The 24,017-nt window shown below is 63.1% G+C and carries 24 protein-coding genes; 17 read left to right on the forward strand and 7 right to left on the reverse strand.

Features of this window, described 5'->3' with window-relative positions; all coding sequences use genetic code 11:
- Positions 1–61: 61 nt before the first annotated feature.
- From AC097R_RS04660 to AC097R_RS04740, 17 genes are all read left to right on the forward strand, one after another.
- Positions 62–748: a response regulator gene (locus AC097R_RS04660; RefSeq protein ID WP_479596446.1), complete on the forward strand. Its 687-nt coding sequence runs from the start codon at positions 62–64 to the stop codon at positions 746–748.
- A 19-nt stretch (positions 749–767) separates the two neighbouring features.
- Complete coding sequence (locus AC097R_RS04665; RefSeq protein WP_479598092.1) at positions 768–2,198, forward strand: ATP-binding protein; 1,431 nt, start codon at positions 768–770, stop codon at positions 2,196–2,198.
- 56 nt (positions 2,199–2,254) lie between these two features.
- Positions 2,255–2,917, forward strand: coding sequence for a nucleoid occlusion factor SlmA (slmA, locus tag AC097R_RS04670; RefSeq protein WP_479596447.1), 663 nt, complete (start codon positions 2,255–2,257; stop codon positions 2,915–2,917).
- A 108-nt stretch (positions 2,918–3,025) separates the two neighbouring features.
- Entirely contained in the window at positions 3,026–3,700 is a 675-nt protein-coding gene (locus AC097R_RS04675; RefSeq protein WP_479596448.1) for a TetR/AcrR family transcriptional regulator, read from the forward strand.
- Between the two features lie 38 nt (positions 3,701–3,738).
- Complete coding sequence (locus AC097R_RS04680) at positions 3,739–5,535, forward strand: acyl-CoA dehydrogenase C-terminal domain-containing protein (RefSeq protein ID WP_479596449.1); 1,797 nt, start codon at positions 3,739–3,741, stop codon at positions 5,533–5,535.
- Between the two features lie 47 nt (positions 5,536–5,582).
- Positions 5,583–6,017: a DUF2147 domain-containing protein gene (locus AC097R_RS04685; protein ID WP_479596450.1), complete on the forward strand. Its 435-nt coding sequence runs from the start codon at positions 5,583–5,585 to the stop codon at positions 6,015–6,017.
- An 18-nt stretch (positions 6,018–6,035) separates the two neighbouring features.
- Positions 6,036–8,435: a 3-hydroxyacyl-CoA dehydrogenase/enoyl-CoA hydratase family protein gene (locus AC097R_RS04690; protein WP_479596451.1), complete on the forward strand. Its 2,400-nt coding sequence runs from the start codon at positions 6,036–6,038 to the stop codon at positions 8,433–8,435.
- 1 nt (position 8,436) lies between these two features.
- Positions 8,437–8,961: a DUF4442 domain-containing protein gene (locus tag AC097R_RS04695; RefSeq protein WP_479596452.1), complete on the forward strand. Its 525-nt coding sequence runs from the start codon at positions 8,437–8,439 to the stop codon at positions 8,959–8,961.
- A gap of 38 nt (positions 8,962–8,999) precedes the next feature.
- Positions 9,000–10,193, forward strand: coding sequence for an acetyl-CoA C-acyltransferase (locus tag AC097R_RS04700; RefSeq protein WP_479596453.1), 1,194 nt, complete (start codon positions 9,000–9,002; stop codon positions 10,191–10,193).
- Between the two features lie 57 nt (positions 10,194–10,250).
- Complete coding sequence (locus tag AC097R_RS04705; RefSeq protein ID WP_479596454.1) at positions 10,251–11,144, forward strand: alpha/beta hydrolase family protein; 894 nt, start codon at positions 10,251–10,253, stop codon at positions 11,142–11,144.
- Complete coding sequence (locus AC097R_RS04710) at positions 11,141–11,947, forward strand: acyl-CoA thioesterase (protein WP_479596455.1); 807 nt, start codon at positions 11,141–11,143, stop codon at positions 11,945–11,947. Before AC097R_RS04705 ends, AC097R_RS04710 begins: the two co-directional genes overlap by 4 nt.
- Before the next feature lie 34 nt (positions 11,948–11,981).
- Positions 11,982–12,746, forward strand: a complete 765-nt coding sequence (locus AC097R_RS04715; protein ID WP_479596456.1) for an enoyl-CoA hydratase — start codon at positions 11,982–11,984, stop codon at positions 12,744–12,746.
- A gap of 63 nt (positions 12,747–12,809) precedes the next feature.
- Entirely contained in the window at positions 12,810–13,469 is a 660-nt protein-coding gene (locus tag AC097R_RS04720) for a TetR/AcrR family transcriptional regulator (protein ID WP_479596457.1), read from the forward strand.
- Complete coding sequence (locus AC097R_RS04725) at positions 13,469–14,356, forward strand: SDR family oxidoreductase (RefSeq protein ID WP_479596458.1); 888 nt, start codon at positions 13,469–13,471, stop codon at positions 14,354–14,356. Before AC097R_RS04720 ends, AC097R_RS04725 begins: the two co-directional genes overlap by 1 nt.
- Positions 14,357–14,358: 2 nt before the next feature.
- Complete coding sequence (locus AC097R_RS04730; RefSeq protein WP_479596459.1) at positions 14,359–15,543, forward strand: acyl-CoA dehydrogenase family protein; 1,185 nt, start codon at positions 14,359–14,361, stop codon at positions 15,541–15,543.
- 9 nt (positions 15,544–15,552) lie between these two features.
- The gene (locus AC097R_RS04735) at positions 15,553–16,062 is read left to right on the forward strand and encodes a thioesterase family protein (protein WP_479596460.1); all 510 of its coding nucleotides are present in this window, start codon (positions 15,553–15,555) and stop codon (positions 16,060–16,062) included.
- Between the two features lie 72 nt (positions 16,063–16,134).
- Positions 16,135–16,395, forward strand: a complete 261-nt coding sequence (locus AC097R_RS04740) for a hypothetical protein (protein ID WP_479596461.1) — start codon at positions 16,135–16,137, stop codon at positions 16,393–16,395.
- 64 nt (positions 16,396–16,459) lie between these two features.
- On the opposite strand, the gene AC097R_RS04745 is transcribed toward AC097R_RS04740, so the two are convergent.
- The 7 genes from AC097R_RS04745 to AC097R_RS04775 form a co-directional block, all read right to left on the reverse strand.
- On the reverse strand, positions 16,460–17,020 hold the full coding sequence (locus AC097R_RS04745) for a PEP-CTERM sorting domain-containing protein (protein ID WP_479596462.1): 561 nt from the start codon (positions 17,018–17,020) through the stop codon (positions 16,460–16,462).
- A gap of 226 nt (positions 17,021–17,246) precedes the next feature.
- Complete coding sequence (locus AC097R_RS04750) at positions 17,247–18,422, reverse strand: ABC transporter substrate-binding protein (RefSeq protein ID WP_479598093.1); 1,176 nt, start codon at positions 18,420–18,422, stop codon at positions 17,247–17,249.
- 50 nt (positions 18,423–18,472) lie between these two features.
- Positions 18,473–20,326, reverse strand: coding sequence for an AMP-dependent synthetase/ligase (locus AC097R_RS04755; protein ID WP_479596463.1), 1,854 nt, complete (start codon positions 20,324–20,326; stop codon positions 18,473–18,475).
- Between the two features lie 4 nt (positions 20,327–20,330).
- Positions 20,331–21,128, reverse strand: coding sequence for an ABC transporter ATP-binding protein (locus AC097R_RS04760; RefSeq protein WP_479596464.1), 798 nt, complete (start codon positions 21,126–21,128; stop codon positions 20,331–20,333).
- Entirely contained in the window at positions 21,125–21,949 is an 825-nt protein-coding gene (locus tag AC097R_RS04765; protein ID WP_479596465.1) for an ABC transporter ATP-binding protein, read from the reverse strand. The genes AC097R_RS04760 and AC097R_RS04765 overlap by 4 nt, the downstream gene beginning before the upstream one ends.
- Entirely contained in the window at positions 21,946–23,022 is a 1,077-nt protein-coding gene (locus tag AC097R_RS04770; RefSeq protein WP_479596466.1) for a branched-chain amino acid ABC transporter permease, read from the reverse strand. Before AC097R_RS04770 ends, AC097R_RS04765 begins: the two co-directional genes overlap by 4 nt.
- 4 nt (positions 23,023–23,026) lie before the next feature.
- Entirely contained in the window at positions 23,027–23,923 is an 897-nt protein-coding gene (locus AC097R_RS04775; protein WP_479596467.1) for a branched-chain amino acid ABC transporter permease, read from the reverse strand.
- Positions 23,924–24,017 lie beyond the last annotated feature (94 nt).

The raw sequence follows: 24,017 nt of genomic DNA on the forward strand, positions 1-24,017 counted from the left end.
CATGCTATTGAATGTATAGCTGCTTGCGCAATATCTACGGAGGCTAGAGGCCTGAATCGCTATGAGACTGCTGCTGGTGGAAGACGATGTGATGGTGGCCAGCGGTATCAAGCTGGGCCTGTCGGACGCTGGCTATGCGGTGGACTGGGTGGGCAGCGCCGAGCGCGCACTGGAAGTCACCCAGGCCGAAACGTTTGATGTGGCCGTAGTTGACATCGGCCTGCCGCTGATGAACGGCCTGGCCCTCACGCAGGCGTTGCGCAAGAACGGCCACAGCATGCCGGTGCTGATTCTCACTGCACGCGACGCGCTGCAAGACCGTGTACAGGGCCTGGACATGGGGGCTGACGACTATATGGTCAAGCCCTTTGAACTGCCCGAGTTGCTGGCCCGCCTGCGCGCGCTGCTGCGCCGCTCGCAGGCCGCCACCTCCGCCACACTGAGCTTTGGACCACTGGAGCTGGACACGGCCCAGCGCCAGGCCTGCATCCGCGGGGCGGGTGGCGTGGCCCAGCCCATCGAGCTGGGCCCGCGCGAATGGACCGTGATGGAGTACCTGCTGCTGCAGTCCCCCAAGCCCGCCAACAAGGACAAGCTGCTGCAGGCCCTCACCGGCTGGGACAAGGAAATCACGCCCAACGCAGTGGAGGTCTATATCTCGCGCCTGCGCGGCAAGCTGGAGCCGCATGGCATTGCGCTGCGCTCCATCCGCGGCTTTGGCTATCGCCTGGAACTGCTGGCCACCTGAGCCTGTGATGACCAGCGGCATGTCCTCCGGCTTGCAGCGGCGCCTGCTGCTCTTGCTGCTGCTACCCCTACTGCTGCTGGCCGCCCTCAACACCTGGTTTGATTTCCGCTCGGCCGACGGCGCTGCGCTGCAACAGGACCGGCAGTTGCTCAACCTCGTGCCGCTGCTGGCCGACTCGGTGGTCGCACGTGGCGAGACCGAGTCGGCGCCGCCAGTGCTGCTAACCGCACCCCCCGTGGACGAGTTTCTGAGCACCCGCCCAGGCTTGGCAGCGTTTGCTGTGGTGGGCCTGGACGGCCGCGTGAAGGTGGGCGACGACTGGCTTACCGGCCTGCCCCCCACCACCAAAGAGCCTGAGTTCTCCAGCGAGGAGTACCAGGGCATCACCTACCGCATCGTCAGCCAGCGCGTGCAAACCGTGGCCGGGGAGCTGGTGGTGCGCTTGGCGGATGGCTCTGACCCGCGCCAGCAGTGGCTGCGCCTGCTTGCGCTGAAGGTACTGCTGCCCAACCTGGTGCTGGCCGTGGCCGGCTTCTTCGCCGTCAACTGGGCGGTGCGCACCGCGCTGCGGCCGCTGCTGGAGCTCAAGGACGCGGTGGAGCGCCGCTCCCCGCGCGACCTCTCGGCCCTGGACCCCGATGCCTCGCCCGACGAGGTGCGGCCCCTGGTTCTGTCGCTGAACCGCCTGTTCGGCCTGGTCAACGCCCAGGCCGAAAGCCAGGCCCGCTTTGTGGCCGATGCGGCCCACCAGTTGCGCACGCCGCTGGCCGGGCTGCAGGCGCAGGTAGAAGCCTGGGCGCAAGCCGTCAGCGGCGGAAAAAATGTAAAGAATGGCCCGTTAGCCCCCGTCCACACTGCACCAGCCACTATCACTTTAGGAGCGGACCAGGTGCTGCGTCTGCGCCAGGCTGCACGCCGCACCTCGCAACTGGCGAACCAGTTGTTGGCCCTGTCGCGCGCAGACTCGCGCAGTGCCCAGGGCCAGCCCATGCAGCGCGTGGACCTGAAGCAACTGTGCGAGGTGGTGCTGGAAGCCCAGCTCGAAGCCGCCACGCGCAAGGACATTGACTTCGGGCTGGACGTGGCTCCTGCCCACGTCACAGGCCAAGAATGGCTGCTGCGTGAACTGCTGGTGAACCTGGTGGACAACGCCTTGAAGTACACGCCGCAGGGTGGCCGCGTTACGCTGCGCTGCGGCCTGCGCGCGCTGGTGCCCGGTGCCACGCCCCGGCCCTTTCTGGAGGTGGAGGACGACGGTCCCGGTATTCCGCCGGCCGAGCTGCGCCGCGTGCTGGAGCGCTTCTACCGCGTGCCCGGCACCGCCGTGGAGGGCAATGGCCTGGGCCTGGCGATTGCCGACGAAATTGCCCGCGTGCACCGCAGCCCACTGCAGCTGGGCAGTGGGGCCGGGGGGCGCGGTTTGCGGGTCTGGCTGAGCTTGCCAGCCTAGCCGCATGGCGTGCTTGCCCTGTGCGAGAATCATTCGACCCAACCCCCTGACCCACCATGCCCGACGCATTCGCCCCCTCTGCCGACGCTGCCGATTCCGAGCACCAGAGCGCGGGCCGCAAACGCCCCAAACCGGGCGAACGCCGGGTGCAAATTTTGCAAACCCTGGCCACCATGCTGGAGCAACCCGGTGGCGAACGTATCACCACCGCTGCGCTGGCTGCGCGGCTGGAAGTGAGCGAAGCAGCGCTGTACCGCCACTTCGCCAGCAAGGCGCAGATGTTCGAAGGGCTCATTGATTTCATTGAAAGCACCGTGTTCTCACTGATCACCCAGATTGTGGAGCGCGAACCGCTGGCCTCGGATGCTGGCAACCCTGGCGCACGCCAGGCTGCGCGCATTGCCACCATGCTGGTGCAATTTGCCGAAAAGAACCCCGGCATGGCCCGCGTCATGGTGGGTGATGCGCTGGTGCTGGAAAACGAACGCCTGCAACAGCGCATGAACCAGTTGTTTGACAAGGTAGAGGCCGCGCTCAAACAGTGCCTGCGCGATAGCGCCACCGCCCAGGCCTCGGCCACCCCCACGGTGGACGCGCAGGTGCGCGCCGCCGCCGTCACTGCCTTTGTGGCGGGTCGCCTGCAGCGCTATACGCGCTCAGGTTTCAAGCGCCTGCCCTCCGAGCACCTGGAGCCCGCGCTGCAGGTCATGCTGGGGTAAACCCGTAGTCTTGCTAGGAGAAGCCCTCTAGAACACGGGGGTTCTGGGAGGCGATGGTAGAAATGCTGCAAAATAGCACGATCGTTCTATTTTGTGGTCTGCTTATCCATGTCTCCCGTGTCGGTTTCCAGCAAGCCCCGCAGCGCCTCTGACGCGCCAGCCAAGCGTGCGCCCTCCAAACGTGCCATGCAAAAAGGGCAGCAAACCAAAGCCGCCATCGTCGAGGCGGCCCTGGGCCTGTCCACGCAAATCGGCCTGGAGGGCCTGAGCATCGGTGTGCTCGCCGAGGTCACGCAGATGAGCAAGTCGGGCGTGTTCGCCCACTTCGGTTCGCGTGAAGAACTGCAGATTTCCGTCATCCGCGAATACTTTGGCCGCTTCGAGCAGGAAGTGTTCTACCCCGCGCTGCATGCCGAACGCGGTCTGCCCCGGGTAGAGGCCCTGTTCCACAACTGGATGAAGCGCGTGGCCGTGGAAATCCAGTCGGGCTGCATCTTCATCAGCGGTGCGGTCGAGTTTGACGACCGGCCCGGCCCCGTGCGCGACGCGCTGGCTACCTCGGTGCAAACCTGGCTCAGTGCCTTGTACCGCGCCGTGGTGCTGGCCAAGCAATGCGGCCACCTGCACGCCAACGCCGACGAGCACCAGATGGCCTTCGAGATCCACGGCCTGATTTTGGCCCTGCACTACGAAGCCCGTTTTCTGAAAAACCCCGGTTCCATTGAGCGCGCCAACCAAGGCTTCGCCAACATCCTCGCGCGCTACGGCGCGCCCGCTGTTTAACCCCACCCTTTCTTTCAGTTACCCCAGGAGAACGCACCATGCCAACTTACACCCCCCCGCTGCGCGACATGCAATTTGTGATGCACGAAGTGCTCAAAGTCGTGGACGACCTGAAGCAGATCCCCAAGCATGCGGACATGGACGCCGACACCATCAATGCGGTGCTCGAAGAGGGCGGCAAGTTCGCCTCTGAAGTCATTTTCCCGTTGAACATTTCGGGCGACGCAGAAGGCTGCACGCTGGACACCAAGACCCACGCGGTCACCACCCCCAAGGGCTTCAAGGAAGCCTACAAGACCTACATCGAAGGCGGCTGGGCGGCGCTGGGTTGCGACCCCGAGTTTGGCGGCCAGGGCCTGCCCCTGGTGGTCAACGGCATGTTCTACGAAATGCTCAACAGCGCCAACCAGGCCTGGACCATGTACCCCGGCCTGACACACGGCGCCTACCACGCACTGCACACCTACGGCACGCCCGAGCAACAGCAGACCTACCTGCACAAGATGACCAGCGGTGAGTGGACCGGCACCATGTGCCTGACCGAACCCCATTGCGGTACGGACCTGGGTCTCATGCGCACCAAGGCCGAACCGCAAGCCGACGGCACCTACAAGATCACCGGCAACAAGATCTTCATCAGCGCCGGTGAACACGACATGGCCGACAACATCATCCATTTGGTGCTGGCCCGCCTGCCCGATGCGCCTCCCGGCATCAAGGGTGTCAGCCTGTTTGTGGTGCCCAAGTTCAATGTGAACAAGGACGGGTCCTTGGGTTCGCGCAACGGTATCTACTGCGGCGGCCTGGAACATAAGATGGGCATCAAGTCCAACGCGACCGCCCAGATCGTCATGGAAGACGCCATCGGCACCATGATCGGCCAGCCCAACAAGGGCATGCAAGGCATGTTCGTGATGATGAACTCCGCCCGCCTGGGCGTGGGCAACCAGTCCCTGGGTCTGACCGAAGTGGCCTTCCAGAACGCGCTGGCTTACGCCAAAGACCGCATCCAGATGCGCTCCTTGACCGGACCCAAAGCCAAGGACAAGCCGGCCGATCCGATCATCGTGCACCCCGACGTGCGCAAGATGCTGCTGACTGCCAAGGCCTACGCCGAAGGCGGCCGCATGCTGCAAGCCTATTGCGGCATGCTGCTCGAGAAAGAGCACGGCCACCCCGACGAGAAAGTGCGCAAGGATTCCGGCGAACTGCTGGCCATGCTGACCCCCATCGCCAAGGCCTTCCTGACGGACAACGGCCATATCTCCACCAATGCCTGCATGCAGGTGTTCGGCGGCCACGGCTTCATCAAGGAATGGGGCATGGAGCAGTTTGTGCGCGACAACCGCATCAACATGATCTACGAAGGCACCAACACCATCCAGTCGCTGGACCTGCTGGGCCGCAAGATCCTGGGCAACAACGGCGCCACGCTGAAGAAATTCGGCAAGCTGATCGGCAAGCTGGTGGAAGAAGAGGGCGTCAACGAAAAGATGGCCGAGTTCATCACCCCCATCGCCGTGCTGGGCGAGCAGATGACCAAGTTCACCACCGAAATCGGTTTCAAGGGCTTCCAGAACCCCGACGAAGTGGGCGCTGCTGCGGTGGACTACCTGCGTGTGGCAGGTCACCTGGTGTTCGGCTATTTCTTCGCCCGCATGGCGCAAGTAGCGTTGCGTGAAATCGCCGCTGGCAACACCGATCCCTTCTACGTGGCCAAGCTGCAAACCGCGCGCTTCTACTTCGCCAAACTGTTTCCCGAGACCGCAACGCTGATGCGCACCGCGCGCGCCGGCTCCAAGGTGTTGATGGATACCGACGCTGTGTTCGCCTGAGCCGCATCCGCTTCGCAACACCCCGCCCGCAAACCAAGGAGACAACAATGATTCGAACAATCGTGGTGGCAGCTCTGGGACTGAGCGCTTTATCGGCCATGGCCCAGATGACCCCCGTGGGTTTGTGGAGAACGATTGACGACAAGGACGGAACGGCCAAGTCCGAGATCCGCATCGTCGAAAACAATGGCGTGATTTCCGGCAAGATCGAGCGTGACCTGAACCCGAAGGCCAAGCCGGATGACACGTGCAACGAGTGCAAAGATGACCGCAAAGACCAGCCCATCATCGGTCTGGAGCTGATCCGCGGCTTGAAGAAGGCAGAAGGCAAAGACCTGTGGGAGGGCGGCACGATTGTGGAACCCTCCACCGGCAAGGTCTACCGCATGACGATGACGCCCATCGAAGGCGGCAAGAAGATCGAGATGCGCGGCTACATCGCCTTCTTCTACCGCACCCAAACCTGGATTCGCGTCCAGTAACCCCTTTCAGGAATTTCTATGTCCCGCTTTCAAGTGAAAAAAGTCGCCGTGCTCGGCGCAGGCGTGATGGGTGCGCAAATCGCGGCCCACCTCGTCAATGTCAAAGTGCCTGTGGTGCTGTTTGACCTGCCTGCCAAGGAAGGTCCCAAGAACGGCATCGTCACCCGCGCCATCGAGAACCTCAAGAAACTCAAGCCCGCACCGCTGGGTGTGGCTGACGATGCCGCGCTGATTGGACAGGCCAACTACGAAGAGCATCTGGAACAACTGCGTGACTGCGACCTGATCATCGAGGCTATTGCCGAGCGCATGGATTGGAAGCTGGATCTCTACAAGAAGATCGCCCCGTTCATTGGCCCCAACACGATTGTGGCGTCCAACACCTCCGGCCTGTCGATCACCAAGCTGTCCGAGGCGCTGCCCGAAGAGATCAAGCCCCGTTTCTGCGGCATCCACTTCTTCAACCCCCCACGCTACATGGCGTTGGTGGAGTTGATCAACACCCCCACCACCCAGGCGTCGTACCTGGATGCGCTGGAAGGCTTTGTCACCAGCAACCTGGGCAAGGGCGTGGTGCGTGCCAAAGACTCCCCGAACTTCATCGCCAACCGCGTCGGCATCGCCGGCATGCTGGCCACCATGAAGGAAGTGGAAAACTTCGGTCTGACCTACGACGTGGTCGATGACCTGACTGGCAAGAAGCTGGGCCGTGCGTCCAGCGGCACCTTCCGCACGGCGGATGTGGTGGGCCTGGACACCATGGGCCACGTGATCAAGACGTTGCAAGACACGCTGAGCATCGAGACCGACCCGTTCTACGAAAGCTTTGCCACCCCCGCGGTGCTGAAGACGCTGCTGGAGATGGGTAACCTGGGCCAAAAGACCAAGGCTGGTTTCTTCAAAAAGGTGGGCCGCGATGTGCTGCGTTTTGACGGTGAGAGCAAAGAGTACGTGCCCGGTGGCGAAAAGGCCGACGAAGTCTATGGCCGCATGCTCAAAAAGCCCGCCCCCGAGCGCCTGAAACTGTTGCGCAATGCCGAAGGCAAGCAAGGCCAATTCCTCTGGGCCATTCTGCGCAACAGCTTCCACTACGCGGCCGTGCATCTGGCGTCCATTGCCGACAACGCCCGCGATGTGGACTTCTGCATGCGCTGGGGTTTTGGCATGAAGCAGGGCCCGTTCGAGCTGTGGCAAGAAGCCGGCTGGCTCGACGTGGCCAAGATGATCCAGGAAGACATCGATGCTGGCAAGGCGCTGTGCAAAGCACCGCTGCCTGACTGGGTGTTCAAAGGCCCTGTGGCCGATGCTGGTGGCGTGCACACAGCCGCAGGTTCGTGGAACCCAACGGCGGGTACGTTTGCGCCTGTGCGCGAGCTGCCCGTGTACGAACGCCAGCACTTCCCCGAGAGCGTGCTGGGGGCCAACGCACCCAAGGCCGAGACTGCGGGCAAGACCGTGTTCGAAGATGAATCCATCCGCCTCTGGACGCTGGATGACGAGGTACTGATCGCCAGCATCAAGACCAAGATGCACGCCATTGGTGGCGGTGTCATCGAAGGCCTGCTGCAGGCGCAAGAGCTGGCCGAGAAGGATTACAAAGGCCTGGTGATCTGGTCGCCCGACGAGATGTTCTCCGCCGGTGCCGATCTGCAAGGCATGATGCCCGCCTTCATCATGGGCGGTGCCAAGGCCATTGAAGGTGCAGAGGCCGAGCTGCAAAACGCCATGCTCAAGCTGCGCTACTCCAACGTGCCGGTGATCTCCGCCATTCGTGGCTTGGCACTGGGCGGTGGCTGCGAGCTGGCCGTGTACTCCAGCAAGCGCGTGGCGGCCATGGAAAGCTATATCGGACTGGTCGAAGTGGGGGTGGGCCTGGTGCCTGGCGCTGGCGGCCTGACCTACATCGCCCGCCGAGCGGCGGAAAACATGGCACTCAGCACCTCTAAAGATGTGCTGCCTTTCCTCACGGAAGGCTTCACCGCCGCGGCCATGGCCAAGGTCGGCACCAGCGCGCTGGAAAGCCGCAAGCTGGGCTACCTGCTGGACAGCGACATCGTGGTGCCCCACAAGGACGAGCTGTTGTTCGTCGCCATCAACGAAGCCAAGGCCCTGTTCACCGGCGGCTACCGCGCGCCGCACAAGCGCAGCTTCCCCGTGGCGGGCCGCAGTGGCATCGCCACCATCCGTGCGCAACTTGTCAACATGCGTGACGGCGGCTTCATCAGCGCGCACGATTTCCATATCGGCCTACTGATTGCCGAAGTGGTGTGCGGCGGCCAGGTCGACGCGGGCACCCTGGTGACCGAGGAATACCTCATGGCCATGGAACGCAAGGCCTTCTGCGGCCTGCTGACCCACCCCAAGACGCAAGAACGCATCATGGGCATGATGTCCACCGGCAAGCCGGTGCGCAACTAAGATGGCCCAGCCCAACCGCCTTGCCCGTTCGGTCGCCAAGCTGGACCGCGTACCTGCGTTGCTGCGCCCCTGGGCACGCAACAAGGTCATGGGCCGCGCTGTGCCTTTCACGGGCACGGCCGGGCTGGACTTTGCGCGCATGGCGCCCGAGCGTGTGGAGATTGCCGTGGCCAATGTGCGCCGCGTGCAGAACCACATCCAGGGTGTGCATGCCGCTGCCATGGCGCTGCTGGCCGAAACGGCCACCGGCATGGTGGTGGGCATGAACGTGCGTGATGACTGCCTGCCGCTGGCCAAGACCATGCGCATCGACTTCAAACGCCGTGCCCAGGGTGCCTTGCGCGCCGTGGCCACGCTGTCCGACGCGCAGCGCCTGCAGATGCAGCAAAGCGACAAGGGCGAAGTCAGCGTGCCCGTGCATGTCAGCGACGAATCGGGCGAACAGCCCATCCAGTGTGAATTCATCTGGGCGTGGATACCCACCCCGAAACCAAAAGACATTGCGGGACAGACCGCAGCGGCGTAGCCGCAAGCTCTGTCCCCAACTGACTACCAGGAGTTTTTATGAAACAAGTCCAAGACGCCTACATCGTTGCCGCCACGCGCACGCCCATCGGGCGCTCCGGCCGCGGCTACTTCCGCAACACCCGCCCCGACGAACTGCTGGTCGCCGCTCTGCGCAGCGCCATGCTGCAGGTCCCCACGCTGGACCCCAAGGCGATTGAAGACGCCATCATTGGCTGCTCCTTCCCCGAAGGCGAGCAGGGCATGAACATGGCCCGCGTGGCCGTGGGCCTGGCCTTTGACCACCCCGTGGGCGGCATTACCGTCAACCGCTTTTGCGCTTCCGGCATCTCCGCCATCCAGATGGCGGCCGACCGCATCCGCGTGGGCGAAGCCGATGTGCTGATCGCTGGCGGCGCCGAGTCCATGAGCATGGTGCCCATGGGCGGCAACAAGCCCTCCTTCAACCCGGAAGTCTTTGCGCGCGACGAGAACGTCGGCATCGCCTACGGCATGGGCCTGACCGCCGAGAAGGTGGCGCAGCAGTGGAAGGTCAGCCGCGAGATGCAGGACGCGTTCGCACTCGAATCCCACCTGCGCGCCATCAAGGCCCAGCAGGCCGGTGAATTCTCCAACGAGATCACGCCCATCGACGTGATCGAGCGCACGCCCAACCTGGCCACGGGCGAGGTCTCCACCAAGACCCGCACCGTGAGCCTGGACGAGGGCCCCCGCCCCGACACCTCGCTCGAAGGCCTGGCCAAGCTCAAGCCCGTGTTCGCCGCGCGCGGTAGCGTCACTGCCGGCAACAGCTCGCAGACCAGCGATGGCGCCGGCGCACTGATCCTGGCCAGCGAAAAGGCCGTCAAGCAATTTGGCTTGACGCCGCTGGCGCGCTTTGTGAGCTTCGCCGCACGCGGCGTGCCACCCGAGATCATGGGCATCGGCCCCATCGAAGCCATTCCCGCTGCACTGCGCTACGCTGGCTTGAAGCATCAGGACATCGATTGGTTCGAGTTGAATGAAGCCTTCGCGGCTCAATCGCTTGCGGTCATCAACACGCTGGGCCTGGACGCGTCCAAGGTCAACCCCATGGGCGGCGCCATTGCGCTGGGCCACCCACTGGGCGCCACCGGTGCCATCCGTGCGGCGACCGTCATCCACGCACTGCACCGCCACAACCTGAAGTACGGCATGGTCACGATGTGCGTGGGCACCGGGCAAGGGGCTGCCGGGATTTTTGAACGCGTCTGACACGCTGCTCCACAAGGCCACCGCGGGTGGCCTTTTTTAATCTTTCAGGAGACCACGATGGCCACGACTTCTTCTGTAACGCAAACCCTGTTGGCAGCCGATGGCACCCCGCTGTCCCTGCGCACCTATGCGGCCGAGGGCACGCTGCGCGGCAGCGTGGTCATTGGTGGTGCCATGGGCGTGCGGCAAGACTATTACTCGCCCTTCGCCCAGTGGCTGGCGGCCCAGGGCTGGCAAGTCACCAGCTTTGATTACCGGGGCATGGGCGATTCGCTCCCGCCCGGCGGGCTCAAGGGTTTTCAGGCCGACCTGCATGACTGGGCGCGCGACTACGAAGCCGTCATCGCCCACGCCAAGGCCGCCGTGCCCACGCTGCCCTTGTACCTGCTGGGCCATAGCCTGGGCGCGCAACTGCCGGGCTTGCTGCGCAACGCGCACCAGGTGAGTGGCTTGCTCAGCGTGGCCGCGGGCAGTGGCTACTGGCGTGAGAACGCGCCCCAGCTCAAGCGCATCGTTCCGTACTTCTGGTTCCTTCTGGTGCCGCTGGCCACCCAACTGTTTGGCTACTTCCCCGGCAAGCGCTTGCGCAAAGTGGGTGACCTGCCCAAGGGCGTGATCTTGCAGTGGCGCAAGTGGTGCCTGAACCCGCGTTACAGCGTGGGCGCCGAAGGCGCTGCTGCGCAGCAGAGTTATGCCCAGGTGAGTTTTCCGGTGGTGGCGTTGTCCATCACCGACGACGAGCTCATGACCCTGCGCGGCACCCACAGCCTGATTGATTTGTATGCCAACGCGCCGCGCGAGGTACACAGCATTGCGCCGTCCGATCTGTCCGTGCGCCGCCTGGGCCACTTTGGCCCGTTCCGCGCCGAACACCAGTCGCTGCTGTGGCCGCGTCTGGAACAGTGGCTCAGCGGCTTTGCCACCACCCCATCAACTCCCACACCGGTATGAACATCCACCCGTTTGACGAAGCCGTGGCGCTGCAGCGCCAGTCCGACGGCAGCTGGTTGGGCCACACCCACCCGGCTTACGCCAACATGGTGGGCCCGTTCGGCGGCATTACCGCAGCCCAGGCCTTGAGCGCCGTGCTGCGCCACCCGGACCGCCTGGGCGACCCGGTTTCGCTCACCGTGAACTTTTGTGCGGCGGTGGCCGACGGCCACTTCGTGGTGCAGGCACGCGCGGTGCGCACCAACCGCTCCACCCAGCATTGGGTGATCGAACTGCAGCAGGATGGCCAGGCTGTACTCACGGCCACGGCCGTGACCGCCGTGCGGCGCGAGACCTGGAGCCTGGACGAAGAGCCCATGCCCGCCTGCCCGGAGCCCGAAGACGTGCCGCTGCCCGCCGTGCGTGCGCCCATGGAGTTTGTGCGGCGCTTTGAGTCACGCCCCATTACCGGCGGCCTGCCTGAGGTGTGGGATGGCAGCGGTGACAGCAGCCTGTCGCAGCTCTGGGTGCGCGACCAACCGCCCCGCCCACTGGACTTCGCCTCGCTGGCGTCGATTTCCGACATTTTTTTTCCGCGCGTGTTCATCCGCCGCTCCACCCATGTGCCGGTGGGCACGGTGTCCATGACCGTGTACTTCCATGCCAGCGCCGAGCAGTTGGCGCAGACCGGCAGCGGCTACCTGCTGGGTCAGGCGCGGGCGCAGGCGTTTCGCAACGGCTTTTTTGACCAGAGCAGCCAGCTGTGGAACCAAGCCGGTGTGCTGCTGGTGACCACGCACCAGATCGTTTACTACAAACAGTGATCCAATCGCGTATTCCTTTCCACAGAGACCGACCATGCAAGACATCCTGATCGACACCGCCGACGGCATCACCACCATCACCCTGAACCGGGTGGAAAAGAAAAACTCCTTCACCCAGGCCATGTACGCCACTTGCGCCGATGCGCTGGAAGCCGCGCGCGACGACGCGGCCGTGCGCGTGGTGGTGTTCCAGGGCGATGTGACCGTGTTCAGCGCGGGCAATGACATTGGTGATTTTTTGAGCGCTGGGCCCAAGTCCAACGACGCCCGCGTGTTCCGCTTTCTGCGCGCACTGGCGGCCTTTCCCAAGCCCATCGTGGCGGCCGTGTGTGGCCCGGCGGTGGGCATTGGCACCACCATGCTGTTCCACTGCGACCTGGTGTACGCCGGTGACAACGCGGCTTTCTCCATGCCCTTTGTGAACCTGGGCCTGTGCCCCGAGGCGGCTTCCAGCCTGCTGGTGCCGCAGATGATGGGCTACCACCGTGCTGCCGAAGCGCTGCTGATGGGTGAACCCTTTATGGCCGAGGCCGCGCTCGAAGTGGGCCTGGCCAACCGCATAGTGCCGCCCACCGAGGCCAATGGCATTGCCCAGGCGCAAGCGCGCAAGCTGGCCGCCAAACCCCTGACCTCGCTGGTGGAGACCAAGCGTCTGCTCAAGAAGGGCCAGATGACCCAGGTGCTGGAACGCATTGACGAAGAGGCCCTGAGCTTCGGCCGCCTGTTACAGGCGCCCGCTGCCAAAGAAGCGTTCTCCGCCTTCATGGAAAAGCGCAAGCCCGATTTCAGCAAGGTGTGACGCGGGCTATTTTTGCCGAGCAAATGCTTGCTAAAAATATAACCTCTTGGTAAGGTCGAGGGCATGACGCCCCCCGACCTTGTTGTCAACGATATCGATGTTCCCAAGCGCCCGCGTGGCCGCCCACGCAAGACGGTGGACGAGCGCGATGACGGCAATCGCCGCCACGAACTGCTCAAGGCCGCGGCCCAGCTGTTTCGCCGAAAGGGCTTTGCGGCCACCACCACGCGTGACATTGCCGCTGCCGCCGGCATGCAGAGCGGGTCGCCGTTCTACCACTTCAAAAGCAAGGATGCGCTGCTGTTCGCCGTGATGGAAGAGGGCATGCACAACGCGCTGGCCAACCAGCACGCGGCCTTCAGCCAGCCCGGTTATGCCGAGCTGCCACCGGCGGCGCAACTGGCCGCGCTAGTGCATGCGCACTTTGCCGTGCTGCTGGGGCCAGGCAACGACTTTGTGCCGGTCATGTTGTACGAATGGCGCTCGCTCAACAGCCGCCAGCGCAAGCTACTGGCCCAGCTGATCGCCGACTACGAAGCCCTGTGGATGCCTGTGCTGGAAGCCCTGCACGCCCGGGGCGAACTCAAAGCGCCGGTCAAGCTCGCGCGCCTCTTGATGCTGGGGGCGCTGAACTGGTCTGTGCAGTGGTTTGATGCCAAGAAGGGTGCGTCCGTCGAAGAGCTGGGTGACGCGGCCATGGCCTTGTTTTTAAAGGAGTCCTGATGTCTTACGGTTCCGTGTTTGCGCCCGGTTTGTTCGCGGGCAAGGTGGTGGTGGTGACAGGCGGCGGCTCGGGCATTGGCCGCTGTGTGGCGCATGAGTTGGCGGCCCTGGGCGCCACCGTGGCGCTGATTGGCCGCAAACCTGAAAAGCTTCAAAAGGTGGCGGCTGAGATTGCTGAAGACGGTGGCAAGACCAGCCAACATGTGTGTGACATCCGCCAGGAAGAGGCGGTGCAGCAGACCGTGGCCGCCATCGTGGCGCAGCATGGCCAGATCGATGGCTTGGTGAACAACGCAGGGGGCCAGTACATGACCCCGCTGGAGGCGATCAGCGCCAAGGGCTGGGAGGCGGTGATCAACACCAACCTGACCGGCGGCTTTTTGATGGCGCGCGAGTGTTTCAGCCAGAGCATGACCAAGCATGGCGGGGCCATCGTCAACATCGTGGCCGACATGTGGGGCTCCATGCCCGGAATGGGCCACAGCGGTGCGGCGCGTGCGGGCATGGTCAGCTTCACCGAGACCGCGGCCACCGAATGGGCGGGCCGTGGGGTGCGCGTGAATGCGGTGGCCCCGGGCTACATCGCCTCTAGCGGCATGGACCACTATCCGCCCGAGATGGGCCCCATGCTGCGCGAGATGGCCAAGACCGTGCCGCTGGGCCGCTTTGGTACCGAGGCCGAGACGGCCGCCGGCATTGTGTTTTTGCTGAGCCCGGCAGCCGCCTTCATCAGCGGCAGCACGTTGCGCATCGACGGCGCGCGGCCCCAGGTGCGCATGGGCTGGCCCATGCGTGTGGCCGATGAGAAGGCCCAGACGCGCGACGCCATCAAGCCCTTCAACGGGTTTCACCGGGCTAGCACGCCCAAAGTGTTTTCCGGTAGCTGACGATGCAGGCCAAATCGCCTGCGGTGATGGCGCCCGAAGACATTTCCGCGGTGGAAGACACCGCGCGCCGTTTCATCCGCAGTGAGGTGGCGCCGCACCTGAATGACTGGGAAGAGGCAGGTGAATTTCCGCGTGCGCTGTACCAGCGCGCAGCCGAAATGGGCTGGCTGGGCCTGGGCTACCCCGAGGCATTGGGGGGCACGCCCGCGCCCTGGGCGCTGCGCAACGCGCTGACCATTGCCCTGGCCCGCACGGGTGGCAGCGGTGGCCTCATGGCCAGCCTGTTCAGCCACAACATTGGCCTGCCACCGGTGCTGCGCCATGGCTCTGCAGCCCTGCAGCAGCAGGTGGTGCCCGACGTGCTGGCCGGTAAGAAGATTGCCGCACTGGCCATTACCGAGCCCGGCGGCGGCACCGATGTGTCCGCCCTCAAAACCACGGCGCGGCTGGACGGCAACGACTACGTGGTGGACGGCGAGAAAGTCTTCATCACCTCTGGTATGCGCGCGGATTGGCTTACGGTGGCCGTGCGCACCGATCTGAAAAACAAAGGCCCCATGGGCATCTCCATGCTCATGGTTCCGGGCGATGCGGTGGGGTTGTCGCGCAGCCCTTTGAAGAAGATGGGCTGGTGGTGCTCCGACACAGCGCACCTGCGCTTTGACAACGTGCGGGTACCTGCCAGCAACCTGGTGGGCGAGGAGGGCGCGGGCTTCAAGATCATCCTGACCAACTTCAACGGCGAGCGCCTGTCCATGTCCGCCATGGCGCTGGGTTTCGCAGAGTGTTGTTACGACGAGGCACTGGGCTGGGCGCAGCAGCGCAAGACCTTTGGTACCGCACTCATCGACCACCAGGTGATTCGCCACAAACTCATGGACATGAAGATGCGCATCGAATCCACCCGCGCGTGGCTGCACGCCGTGGCGGCGCGTGCCGATGCCGGTGACCGCGGCGACAAGTCGGCCAAGGGCGCAGAGTGGGTTGCGCAGGTGTGCCTGCTGAAAAACCACGCTACCCAAACCATGCAGTTTTGCGCCGACCAGGGCGTGCAGATTCTGGGTGGCATGGGCTTTATGCGTGGCACTGCGTGCGAACGCATCTACCGCGAGGTCAAGGTCATGATGATTGGTGGTGGTGCCGAAGAGATCATGAAAGAGTTGGCCAGCCGTCAGCTCGGCCTGTGAGAATGCCCCATGCCCAAAACACCTGTGCCCGTTACTTCCGTTGACAGCCCAGATACCGCGGTAGTGTTTGAAGCCGAGTTCATCGAGGGCCTGCGACGCATCTTTGAGCACAGCATCGCGTTCAACCAGGTGCTGGGGCTGAAGATTGCCAGCATCACGCCACAGTGCGTGGTGGCGCACATCGCCATGAAACCCGAGCTGGTGGGCCACTACAGCTTCAACCGCATCCACGGGGGCGTCATCAGCGCGGGGCTGGACGCCATGGGCGGTCTGGCCGTGATGGCCGCCATCGGTGCGCGCCACATGGACGAGGCGCCTCTGCAGCGCCTGCACCGCTTTGCCAAGCTGGGCACTATCGACTTGCGGGTGGACTACCTGCGCCCCGGCATTGGGGAGAGCTTTGAGCTGCGCGCTGAAGTCATGCGCCTGGGCTCGCGCGTGGCCTCCACGCGCATGGAGTTTCTGGGTGCTGATGGCAAGTTGCTGTCCAGCGGGGCTGCGGCGTACATCGTTTCCTGATTGGGTGTGTCGCCGCACATACGGCGGGAGGCTGCTTGCCTAGGGTAGAGGGCACACTACGTCAGGATTTCTATGACCGTCCCCAAGCGCCCGCGTGCAAAGGCACCCAATGGCAAGCGTCTGGCGTTGCCACACGACCGCGACGAAGCTGCATCCCAACAAGGGCAAGCCCCCGATCCGCGCATAGTCCAGGCCAAGCGCGACCTGGATGCGGGACAGGTCGATACCGATATGCACGTGACGCCCGGGTTGGACGCCAAACGACGAGAAGAACTGGTTCCCGGCCCGGGCGGCAAGCCCGTATCCGGTTTCACGCAGAACCGCGAGCCCTGATAGTCATGAAAACGGGGGGCGAAGCCCCCGGTTGCTTGCGCATGCTCGCGTGCGCGATGAGCGATCAGGCTTGCTTGGCTTTGCGTCGACGCACGATGGCACCCATGCAACCCAGACCCGCCAGCAGCAGGGCGTAGGTTTCGGGTTCAGGTACTGCCGCTGTTAGCGTCAGGTTGTCCACACTCAAGTGGCTGCCGGTGTCGACGAGTTGCAGGCGTGCAATGTTGTTCCAGGTACCAAAGTTCACAGTGCCAGTAGCGCTGGCATTGATGTTGGTTGTGAACAAAACGTTGTTGGACGTGTCGAAAGCGGTCAGTGCACCCACGGCGCCGCTGCTGGCGTAGCTGATGTCCAGGCTATTCAAGTTAAAGAGGCCCGACGCGAAGGTGAAGTTGACCGTGTTGCCGGCAAAACCGGTGGGGTCCAAGTGCAACTGTCCCGCAGAAGGCCAGCCCCAAAAGCTTCCGGAGGTTGGTGTCGCAGTAATGCCGTCTTCGGTGTAGCTGGCCAAAGCGGTAATGCTGCCCGTCAGACCCGAAAAGGTGTTGGTATTGGCCTGTGCGGCCGATGCGAACAGCAAGGCGGCGGCGATGCCGGTTGCGGTTAAAAGTCTCTTTAGTTTCATGGTTGACTCCACTGGTTGAGAGGCGGCGAATGCCTGCCTCGCGGGCATTCTGTTTTTGCGCACCAAAACTGAGCAATAGTCCGTTTGGATTCAAAAGCAGCTTTAAAGCCTTCATGGACACAGGTGGTAACAATTGACGGCATGGCGCACGCGGGCACACACCTGACTTTCAGCGTCCCAACAAAAAAAGCCACCTCACGGTGGCTTTTTTGAAAGCGCAAGCGCCTTACTTCTTCAATGCCGGGTCACCCACGTACTCCGACACCACCTTCCATTTGCCATCGGTGATTTGTGAGATGCGGGATGCGCTGCTGCCCAGGCGCTTGGTGGCGCTGAAGGATTGGGGGGCGCTGCCGAAGATGTCGGACGGGATGCTCAGTGTGTCCATCACCTTGATGAAGCTCTCGGTGTTCAGGTTCTTGCCGGCCTTGCCGGCCACGGTGGCAAAGGTGTTGAGGATGTTGTAGCCGTAGACCGAGAACACGGTGGGGTCTTCGTTGAACTTGGTCTTGTACTTGTTGGCCCAGAAGCGGATGGCCGGCGCCTGTTCATCGGTGTAGGGGTTTTGCACCGTCATGGTGGCGTAGAAGCCGTTCATGGCGGGACCGCCCAGCTTGTGGATCAGGTCGGTGTAGGCCGCGCTGGATCCGATGAAGGTGGGGCTGTACCCCAGCTTGCGGGCCGTGCCGATGGCGCCGATGGTTTCGCGGATGATGGTGCCCAGCACAATGAAGTCGCAGCCACTGGCCTGCATCTTGGACACTTGCGAGGAGAAGTCGGTGGCGCCGCGCTTGTACGAGGTCTTCTCGGCAAACTCCATGCCGATGGTCTTCAGGCCGTCCTCGCCGCCCTTGAGCACTTCCAGGCCAAAGTCATCGTCCTGGTACATGGTGCAGACCTTCTTGGCGCCTTTCTCTTTCACCAGCTTCGGAACCGCCAGGCGCATCTGGTCGTAGTAAGGGGCGGCATACGAGTACTTGAGTTTGTGGAAGGGCTCGTACATCTCGCGCGCGGCGGTGATGGGGAAGAAGTTGATCACGTTCTTCTCAAACTGCACGGGCATGGCGGCCATGTTTTGCGCCGTACCGATGTGGCCTACCATCATGAAAATCTTGTCCTGGTTGACCAGTTTTTGTGCGGCCAGCACGGCCTTTTTGGGGTCGTAGGCCGAGTCTTCGACCAGGATCTTGACCTTGCGGCCATTGATGCCGCCTTGCTCGTTGATCTCGTCCACGGCCAGCAGCATGCCCAGGCGCGCCTGCTTGCCAAAGCCGGCGATGGGGCCGGACAAATCCTGGATGGAGCCCAGCAAAATTTCGTCTTTGCTGATGCCTTGCTGGGCCGAAGCCAGCGATGCCGTCAGGGCCAGGGCGCCCAGTGCGGCGGCGGTGCGCAGTGTCATCATGGTGAAAGTCTCCTCGGTGGTAAAAATGCTGGGCGGCGGTGCGCCGCTCAGAGGTACATGGCCTCTATCTGGGCTTCGTATTTCTTCTCCACCAGCTTGCGTTTGAGCTTCATGGTGGGCGTGAGTTCTTCATCTTCTGCGGTCAACTGGTTTTCCAGCAAGAAGAATTTTTTGATCTGTTCCACGCGGGCGAACTTCTGGTTCACCCGGTCTAGTTCGGCTTGGATCAATGCCTGCACCTCGGGCGCGCGGGTGAGCGACGTGTAGTTGCTGAACGGAACATCGGCATCCTGGGCAAACTTCTCCACGTTCTCCTGGTCGATCATCACGATCACCGTGAGGTAGGCGCGCCTGTCGCCAATCACCACGGCGTCGGTGATGTAGGGTGAGAACTTCAGGTCGTTCTCCAACTCGCTGGGCGTGATGTTTTTGCCGCCCGCGGTGATGATGATGTCCTTCATGCGGTCGGTGATGCGGAAGTAGCCGTCGGCGTCCACCACACCCACGTCACCCGTGTGCAGCCAGCCATCGGCGGTAATGGTCTCGGTGGTCTTCTCGGGCTGGTTCAGGTAACCCGCAAACACGTTTTTCCCGCGCACCAGGAACTCGCCGGTGGTCGGGTCCAACTTCACCTCGTTAAAGCCCGCCGCAGGCCCAATCGTGCCAGGCTTGATCTTGTGGGCCGGAACGCCCGTGGCGGCACCACCGGTCTCCGTCATGCCCCACACCTCCAGCATGGGAACGCCCAATGCCAGGTACCAACGCACCAGGTCGGGCGAGATGGGGGCGGCCCCGGTGACCAGGTAGCGCGCGCGGTGGATACCGATGAGCTTGCGCACATTGTTCAGCGCCAGTACCTGGGCCACCTTGAATTTGAACTTGAGCCAGGCATTCACCGGCTCACCCGCCAGCACGCGATTGGCAATGCTGGTTCCCACACCAATGCCCCAGGCGTAGGCGGCCTGCTGCACCCAGCCCGCTTCCTTGAGTGCGATCATCACGCCGGAGTAAAACTTCTCCCACACGCGCGGCACCGCGGTGAACACCGTCGGTGCAATCTCGCGCACGTTCTCGGGGATGGTCTCGGGGTTTTCCACAAAGTTGAGCTTGGAGCCGGTGTACAGCGCAAAGTACTCACCGCCCATGCGTTCGGCAATGTGGCACAGCGGCAGAAAACACATGCGCTCGTCCTGCTCGGTTTGCGCAATCAGTGTGTTGAAGCCGCGCACCGTGTAGACCAGACCCTGGTGCAGGTGCATGGCGCCCTTGGGTTTGCCCGTGGTGCCTGAGGTGTAGACCAGAATCGCCAGGTCCTGCGGTTGGCAGGCCGCCACGCGCTGTGGCACCGCCTGTGGAAATTCTGCGTTGTACGCGCGGCCCAGCGCGCGCAGCGCCGCCAGGCTGATCACGCCGGGGTCGTCCAGGCCCCGCAAGCCCTCCATGTCAAACACCACAATCTTGCGCAGCCGCGGTAGGTGTTCGCGCACTTCCAGCGCCTTGTCCAGTTGCTCATCGTCTTCCACAAACAGCACGCTGGTGCAGGAGTCTTCGCACAGGTACTGCACTTGGCTGGGCGCGTCGGTGGGGTAGATGCCGTTGGACACGCCGCCCGCCGACAGAATGCCCAGGTCGGCCCACACCCACTCCACCACCGTGTTAGCCAGGATGGAGGCGGTGTCGCCCTTGGCAAAGCCCAGGCTGATCAGGCCGCCCGCAATTTCGCGCACCGCGTCCGCGGTCTGGTTCCAGGTCCAGCTGCGCCACAGGCCCAGGTGCTTTTGGCGCATCCAGACGTTGGGGCCGCGTTGCGCCACTGCATTCCAGAACATCGCGGGAATGGTGTCCCCCGCCATGACGATGTCACTGCGCGGTTGGATGTGTGAGGTGTCCCAGAGTCCCATGCTGCTATCTCCAGGTCTTTTTCTTTTTCCAGCGTCGCTCGCCGCGCACGCCGTCTTCCTTCATGCCCAGGTAGAACTCCTTGATGTCGTCCTTCTCACGCAGGTGGGCGCAGGTGTCCTCCATGACGATGCGGCCGTTCTCCAGCACATAGCCATAGTCCGATGCGTTGAGCGCCATGTTGGCGTTTTGCTCAACCAGCAGGATGGTGGTGCCACGCTCGCGGTTGATGCGCACCACGATCTCGAAAATCTCTTTGGTGAGCTTGGGGCTCAGGCCAAGGCTGGGTTCGTCCAGCAAAATCAGGTCGGGGCTGGCCATGAGTGCGCGGCTGATTGCCAGCATCTGCTGCTGCCCGCCCGACAGCAAGCCGGCGTCCTGTGTGGCACGCTCTTTCAGGATGGGGAAGTAGGTGTAGACCGATTCCATGTCCTTGGCCACGCCGTCGCGGTCCGAGCGCGTGAAGGCGCCCATCAACAGGTTGTCGCGCACGCTGAGCAGCGGGAACACCTCGCGCCCTTCGGGGACATGGCTCAGGCCTTCTTGCACGATGTAGGACGGGTCTTGCGCCGTGATGTCTTCGCCCTTGAACTCCACCGAGCCCTTGCGCGGGTCGATGATGCCGGAGATCGTTTTGAGGATGGTGGTCTTGCCCGCGCCGTTGGAGCCCAGCACGGTGGCAATCTCGCCGCGACGCACCTGCAGGCTCACGCCGCGGATCGCCTTGATGGGGCCGTAGGCGCTTTCCACGTTCAGCAGTTTGAGCACCGGTTGGTCGCTGATGGGCGGCGGCTGCGTGCTCATGCGGCCTCCTGCGTGGTCTGGCGGCGCAGTGATGACACATCGTCGATCGAGCCCAGGTAGGCCTCGATCACACCGGGGTCGGCCTGCACCTCGCGCGGTGTGCCCATGGCCAGCACTTCGCCTTGGTTCATCGCCAGCACCCGGTCGCTTACTTTGGACACCAGGCTCATGTCGTGCTCCACCATCAGCACGGTGATGCCCAGCTCGTTCTTGATGTCCTGGATCCAGAACGCCATGTCATCGGTTTCTTCCACATTCAGGCCGCTCGAGGGCTCGTCCAGCAGCAGCAGCTTGGGTTCGGTGCACAGCGCGCGCGCCATCTCCACCACCTTGCGCACGCCGTAGGGCAGGCCCGCCACCAGCGAGTCGCGGTGGTGCTGCAGGTCCAGAAACTCGATCACCTCCTCGGCCTTCTCGCGTGCCAGCAGCTCCGCCTCGCGCACCTTGGGGGTAAAGAACAGGTCTTGCCAAAGCCCGGTCTTGCGGTGGGTGTGGCGGCCAATCAGCAGGTTGTGCAGCACACTGGCGTGCTCGAACAGCTCGATGTTCTGGAAGGTGCGTGCAATACCCAGCGAGGCCACGGCCTGCGGGGGCTGCTCGGTCAGCGTCAGCATGCCGTGCGGGCCTGCATAGTCAATGGTGCCGGTGGTGGGCGTGTAGATGCGGCTGATCAGGTTGAACACGGTGGTCTTGCCGGCGCCATTGGGGCCAATCAGCGTGAACACCTCACCCTGCTTCACGTCAAAACTCACGTTGTTCACCGCCAGCACGCCGCCAAAGCGCACGCTGAGGTTTTGGGCGGAAAGCAGCATGTTGCTCATTTCAGGCGATCAGACTTTTGGAAGGACTTCTGCCGCTTGAACATGCCCTTGCGGTAGAACGGAAACATCTGCAGGTAGGTGCGCACCTTGAGCCAGCGGCCGTACAGCCCCATGGGCTCAAACAGCACAAAGGCGATCAACACCGCGCCGTACACCACGCCCTGCAGGCCTGGCGCCTGGCCCACAGCCTCGGGCAGGTAGTCCTTCACCAGCGAGATCGCCTGCGGCATGGTGATCAGGAAGATGGCACCCAAAAATGCCCCATGCACCGAGCCCACGCCGCCAATCACAATCATCAGTAGCAGGTCGATCGACTGCAGGATGTTGAACTGGTCGGGCGAGATGAACTGCAGCTTGTGCGCATACAGCGCGCCTGCCACACCTGCCAGCGCGGCCGACAGGGAAAACGACAGCGTCTTGTAATAGGCCAGGTGGATGCCCATGCTCTGCGCCGAGATTTCGGAATCGCGGATGGCCACAAACGCGCGGCCCGTGGGTGAGCGCAACAGGTTCAGGATGCCCAGCGTGGCGATAACGGTGACGATGAGGCAGAGAAAGTAGAACTGCTCACCGGTCTCCAGCACCCAGCCAAACAGTTGGGGCTTGTCGATATGGATGCCTGCGTTTCCGCCGGTGACCGACTCCCAGCGCGCTAACACTTCTTCGACGATGAAACCAAACGACAGCGTTGCCATGCCCAGGTAGATGCCCTTGACGCGCAGCGCCGGCAGCCCCACGACCAGGCCCACGGCGGCGGACAACCCCGCCGCGCAGGCCAGCGCCAAGGGAAACGGCATACCGTGGTGTGTGAGCACCGCCTGTGCATAGGCGCCCACCCCCAAAAAAGCCGCATGGCCCAGCGAGAACAGCCCAGTAAACCCGGCCAGCAGCATGATGCCCAACCCGGCGATGGAGTAGATCAGCACAAAGGTCAGCTGCGCCAACCAGTACTCGGCAAACAACCAGGGTGCGGCCACCAGCAGCAACATCAGCGCGCTGTACCAGAACAGATGCCCGCCATGCTTGGCCAGGCGGATGTCTTGCGCGTAATCGGTTTTGAAGATGAAGCGCATGGTTTTAGACTTTTTTGCGCAGCGTGTCGCCAAACAGGCCGTTGGGTTTGACCATCAGCATGACCAGCACCACGATGTAGGCCGCCGTGTCCTTGAACCCATCGGGCAAATAGAAGCCGGAGAACGACTCCACCAGCCCAATCACCAACCCGCCTACGATGGCGCCGGGCAGGCTGCCAAAGCCGCCCACTACGGCAGCGGGAAAAGCCTTGAGCCCGATGAAGCCCATGTTGGCGTGCACAAAGGTGATGGGGGCCAGCAGCAGGCCCGCAATGGCCGCCACCGCGGCGGCCAGGCCCCAGGCCAGGCCGTTCAAGCGCTGCACCGGAATGCCCATGTAGTACGCGGCCAGCTGGTTTTGTGAGGCGGCCTGCATGGCAATGCCCAGCTTGCTATAGCGGAACAGTGCAAACAACAGCAGGCACAGTACGCCGGTGGCACCAATCACCACCATGTGTTCCACGTTCAGCACCAGCGCACCGATGCCCATGGCGTTGCCGCCGATCTTGATGATTTCGTCCTTGTAGGGCACGGGCAGGGCCTGGGTGTCCGTGCCCATGCCGGGGATCATGGTGATCAGCCCGCGCGCCACGTAGCCAATACCGATGGTCAGCATCACGATGGAGAAGGCTGGTTGGCCGAGGATGGGGCGGATCACCAGGCGTTCCACCAGCATGCCAAACATGGCCATGCCCAGCACCGCCACCAGCATGGCCGCCCAGTAGGGCATGCCCAGCAGCGTCATGCCGACCAGGCCGCCAAAGGCGCCCAGCATCATCAGCTCACCCTGGGCGAAGCTGACCGTCTCGGTGGCCTTGTAGATGAGCACAAAGCCGAGCGCGATCAGGCCGTAGATGCACCCTTGTGCCACGCCGCTGATCAGCAATTGAAGGAACTGCACCTTGCCTCCCTGTGTTGTGCAGTTCGGTTATAGCTGTGCTCCCCTGATTCACCGATAGGGTTGTCACTATTCTCGTAGACCCCTATAGGAAGCG

The organism is Rhodoferax sp. ZS1R25 (assembly GCF_056521335.1).